The following is a 4,755-nucleotide window of genomic DNA, read 5'->3' on the forward strand; positions in this document are numbered from 1 at the left end:
GAAATATTATGGAGATTTTTAAAATATGAATGGATTGAATTTAGCGCCTATAAAGACCGAAAGAGCCTCCTCGCTTACGTTAAAAAAGTGCTGGACAATTTTGGAGGCGAGTATGTAATTAATTTTGCCTAGGTACTTAACGAGGAAAAGGCTAAAAGATTTCAGGATCGAGCGAATCAAGTGCTAAGGGAATTATTTGATCGAGAATTTAGCGATTAGTTCCTATTATCGGTTATCAGTTATTAGCTATCAGTTAAAACCGAAACAATTGCGGTTTTGAACTGTCAGTTATCGGTTATCAGTTGTAAGTTTTTTGTAAGTTTTTTGTAAGTTAATCACGAACTATCCTTGCTATGATGATGTTTCCTTAGTTTTCCGATAGTACGCTATAGGTTCATTGTCAAAATTAATCGCTTTATGATACCCTATGGATAGGCAGAAATTCAGGATGAGAAGATGAGAAAAAAGGAAAAAAATGTTTCCCTTGTGGCCAAAGTGTCCCCTAGCATGAAAAATCAGATTTTTGTGATCGCCGAAAAAAGGAACGAAACGGCAGCCACGGTCATGCGTGAGATGATCCGAGAATGCTTGGACAAGTTAGAAGTCGCATAAAAACAACCACTCCCGAAGCTTCGCAGGCTAGGGAGCGGTACAAAATATTTTCCAATACAATGAATAATACCAGAAAATCACCACAAAAGTCAAGCATTCCCCTGAATGCCACGGGATACCACGATAAAAGCATTACCAGCCCAATAGAAGCCTTACTAAGTAGAATAAAGGCTAATTTTGGCTTAAATTGCCAGAATGACGCGAATTTTGCGGCACGGGTAGGGTTAGCCACGGCACAAAAAATCAGTTTTTTAGGGGGTGTGGGATGAATCACCTCCGGATACTAGAGAATGTTCTCAAAGAAGCTTCGCGGTCTTTTGGGACGTTAGAACTAATCGCCCTAACAGCGACCCATATCTCTGAATACTGCCAAAATAGGCAGGAAAAGCGAGAAGCTTATCGAATAGCGGCAAAAATCATTAAATGCGATGCTAAACAGCTAAAAGCTATCTGTGAGAAGCTTGATCAGCTTCAATCCCAGATAAATTTTGATTTTGATTTTTTTGGGGGTGTAGGCCATGAGTAGAAGTAAGCTACACCCTTTTAAAGGCTCTAACTCATGCCCAATCTGTGGCGAAGCTGACAGCGATTGTCGCTACTCTACCGATGGGGAATTGGTTCTATGTCATTCTCACATCGGCTTTGACCCCAATCATCCTGATTGGCATTTTCTGGGGGATTCCAGTAATGGGGTGTGGGGAAAATTTGTTCCCAGAAAAAGCGAAGCATTCGATCGCACGGTCTGGTTAGAGAAAAAATTACAGCGAGAGATCGACCGATTAGAACGGCAAAAAGAACACGCTAAGAATGCCCTGAGTATTCCAGATAGAGACAAGGCTCTAAGAAAGTTATCCCAATCGCTAGGGCTGTCACGCCGGCATCGACAAGCGTTACTCGATCGAGGGCTGTCTGAGAGTCAGATAGAGACGGGTTTATTTTTCAGCATTTACCCTAATGATGATGTTCCCCCCGGCATTCCCCCCAATTTACCCGGCGTGAATAATGGGAAGATAGCGGCTGGCGGGGTCGGTATCGCTTGCCTTGCCTTTGATAGCGAGGGCCGGGCGATCGGATACCAGATAAGGTTAGAGAATGTTACCGATTCAAAATACAGATGGGCTAAGGGTTTAACTTCCAGTCACCTACCCGATGGTGAACTACCGATCACCCATATCCCCAATGGCAAGGATAACGGTCAAGTCTGGTTAAGTGAGGGGATACTTAAACCTTTTGTCGCTGCCCATAAGCATGGGCTTAATGCCATAGGTGCAGCCGGTGGGTATTTCTCAGGTGCTGCTAATCAGATTAAGAATGCGATCGGACCCTATCGACAATTAATTTTATGCCCGGATGCCGGTGACATAAATAACCCTCAAGTGATGCTGAGATGGTCTAAAGAGATTAAATTTTTGGAATCTCTAGGGAAGTCGGTATTAGTCGCATTTTGGGGGCAAAAAACCAAAGATGATGATGATATTGATGAGATAGGGAATCTGGAATCAATCGAATTTATCACGCCTAGCCAATTCCTTGAAATGGGAAAAAGCGATCCTTTACCATTCTGGGAAAAGGTTAAAAGATTAGTAGCGAGAGATCGGAAAAAAAATAGAAAACCCTTACCCTCACCCTTACCAAATAATCGAGAGGCAAAAATCTATGACCGCTCTAATCGATTAAATGAATGGGCATCGGGTAAATATATCTTAGATACGTCTCCCACTGGAAGCGGTAAATCTTATGATGCTGGCAAGGCAACCCCTGAGATGATGGGAGTTACAGACATTATTTATGTCAACAATGACCCTCGAAATGTCTCAACCCCAACGTTAAAAGATTGGCCAATATTAGAGGGTCGTCACGCCGGTTTATACCGTAACGAATTGGGGGAAATACGGACACGAAAAAGGAAAGACTCACTTGATAGATTCCAAGAGAAAGATTTACGGGCTAATTGTGCTAGACCCTTTACCCATGCGGCCTTAGCCAATCAAAATATAAGCCACGGAATAGAATCAGCTACTATCTGTCAGGGTTGCCAGTTCCTTGAGTTATGTCGGTCTGGCAAGGGGGATTATGATTATCTACAAAAGCGTGCGATTGCACTACAATCTAAGCGATTAATAGCTCACCCGGCAAGCTTGCCTAATCCTAAGTCGTATGACCCCGAAAATGGTTTCGACTATGGGAATACGACCCTAATTTTCGAGGAAAGTGAACTAAGCGCTAACACTACCAAAATAGTTAAGGTATCAGTGAAAGATATTACAGCCTCGATCGCATCCTTAGCGGAAAAGGATAGTGATCTTTTCCTATCTCTTAAGCCTTTACTGATTGCCATTAAGAAGCTAATAGCAGAAAAGCAGTCTAATCGCTATGGTTTCGATGGGAAAACCTTAAGAGAGAAGCTTTTAGGCTTAATTCCCAATGATATAGATTTAAATCGCCTAAAATCAGCATTAACCCCTGATTTAAGCTTTCTTGATCCAATCTCTGAGATGGGGGAATCAATAGCAGATATGCCGGCATCGGTCCGCCGGGCATTCGCTGAAAAGGATAGCAATTTAGCGGAAAAAGCCGAAAATGAGACATTAAAGCAGTGGCTACCTGAATTAATTGATTCTTTGCAAGGTAGAGGCTATTTATCGCTTAATCATGGTATTTTATCGGTTTCTTTTGTTGATTCTCGATTCTTAGCGATTATAAATGAGGCCGCTAAAATCATTTTCTTGAGTGCCACGGAATCGCTCGAAAATCTTGAGGCCCGAACCGGCTTAACAATTGATCTGATTACCATTGGGGGGGATATTCCAGAAAATATCAATTTTATCCAAGTGATCGACTTAGGCCGAATGGGTATTAATCGGGGGGAAGGTCAAAAGCGACGATCTAAAGTCATCCTTGACCATTATCGGGAAACCGACCCCAATAACACGGCTGTCATCCGATTCCAGTCTCACTGCAAGGATGAAGATGACCAGACAAGTCTTAAGCATTTTGTCAATTCGCAGGGAACTAACTTAATCGCGGGTGTTACCCGTCTGATCATCGACGGTTTACCATGCCCTAACCTTGAGTCACTAAGGCATGACTACGCTGTTAGCACGGGTTTAAACCCCTATGGTGAGGACTTCGATCGCTATACCCGTCATCGCATTCTATCCATCATCAAGCAAGAGATAGGAAGGTTAAGGGCTAATCTTTACCCAGATCGAATTTTCGAGGTTGTACTGCTTACCGATTATGATTTTAGCGGCCTTATCCCCCCTAACCAGATTAAGCAGGTCAAGGCCCATGAAATCACCCCGGATGCTGAAAGTGTCAAAGAACGGACTAACCGGCTAATAGGTGAGGCTGCTAATCGGTTGTGGGAAACCGGGGAAAAAGTAACCGAACGTGCGATCGCTACTGTAACCGGCATGGCACGGACTACGATTAACCGGTGCCGGGCATTCCTTGATGAAATTTTGGCCACATTTACTATAAGTAACCCTAATAGCAATTGTGGCCAAGCTGAAACCCTTACCCAGACCGACACAGACCTAATTAATGATGCTACGGTTTACCTAGAGGCCGCTAGTGAGGACTCACTCCTAACGGAATTTGGGAACATCCTAGAGGTACTCGATCGCAATCAGTGGGCCGCCCTATGGGGATTTATACCTATTCCGATAAGAGATAAGCTTCTTAATCAGCTTTTGGCGATTGCAACTTAATCACTAATCATACTCAAAACTCAAAACCGAAAAAATTGCGTATTTTTGGGCATTTTACCCTTGAGAAATGTTTCAGAGCTAATCGGGGTTAGGGTAGTAAACCTTATAAAAAATTCTAAGCGCTGACTAATCTAGCTCGTCGAGAGCGAACCAGTTCTGGGATATAAGTGTTCTTGTCATCTTGTCCTTGAAAACCAAGCCTTTCGTACACAGAGCCGCCAATGCCAGGTATCACCTCACCGTCTGACGTTCGCTGATCATCTTTTGCAAAATATATGAATTCAAATTTATTAAGTACCTAGGCAAAATTAATTACATACTCGCCTCCAAAATTGTCCAGCACTTTTTTAACGTAAGCGAGGAGGCTCTTTCGGTCTTTATAGGCGCTAAATTCAATCCATTCATATTTTAAAAATCTCCATAATATTTC

The 4,755-nt window shown here is 42.8% G+C and carries 4 protein-coding genes and 2 pseudogenes; 5 read left to right on the plus strand and 1 reads right to left on the minus strand.

The features are described 5' to 3' along the window. From O9332_RS17475 to O9332_RS17495, 5 genes and pseudogenes are all read left to right on the plus strand, one after another. Positions 1-132 (plus strand): annotated as a pseudogene (locus O9332_RS17475) (IS630-like element ISMae24 family transposase); the annotation flags it as partial. 324 nt (positions 133-456) lie between these two features. Further along, positions 457-612: a hypothetical protein gene (locus O9332_RS17480; protein ID WP_288026620.1), complete on the plus strand. Its 156-nt coding sequence runs from the start codon at positions 457-459 to the stop codon at positions 610-612. A gap of 59 nt (positions 613-671) precedes the next feature. Beyond that, positions 672-881 (plus strand): hypothetical protein, encoded by a 210-nt coding sequence (locus tag O9332_RS17485; RefSeq protein ID WP_288026621.1) that lies wholly within the window; start codon positions 672-674, stop codon positions 879-881. Continuing rightward, a complete protein-coding gene (locus O9332_RS17490; protein ID WP_288026622.1) occupies positions 878-1,138 on the plus strand; it encodes a hypothetical protein in 261 nt (86 codons plus the stop codon). Before O9332_RS17485 ends, O9332_RS17490 begins: the two co-directional genes overlap by 4 nt. Next, on the plus strand, positions 1,131-4,325 hold the full coding sequence (locus O9332_RS17495; RefSeq protein WP_288026623.1) for a hypothetical protein: 3,195 nt from the start codon (positions 1,131-1,133) through the stop codon (positions 4,323-4,325). Before O9332_RS17490 ends, O9332_RS17495 begins: the two co-directional genes overlap by 8 nt. Before the next feature lie 298 nt (positions 4,326-4,623). On the opposite strand, the pseudogene O9332_RS17500 reads toward O9332_RS17495, so the two are convergent. After that, positions 4,624-4,755: pseudogene (locus O9332_RS17500) on the minus strand (IS630-like element ISMae24 family transposase); the annotation flags it as partial.

This window comes from Microcystis sp. LE19-10.1B (assembly GCF_027530565.1).
Classification (GTDB): domain Bacteria; phylum Cyanobacteriota; class Cyanobacteriia; order Cyanobacteriales; family Microcystaceae; genus Microcystis; species Microcystis aeruginosa.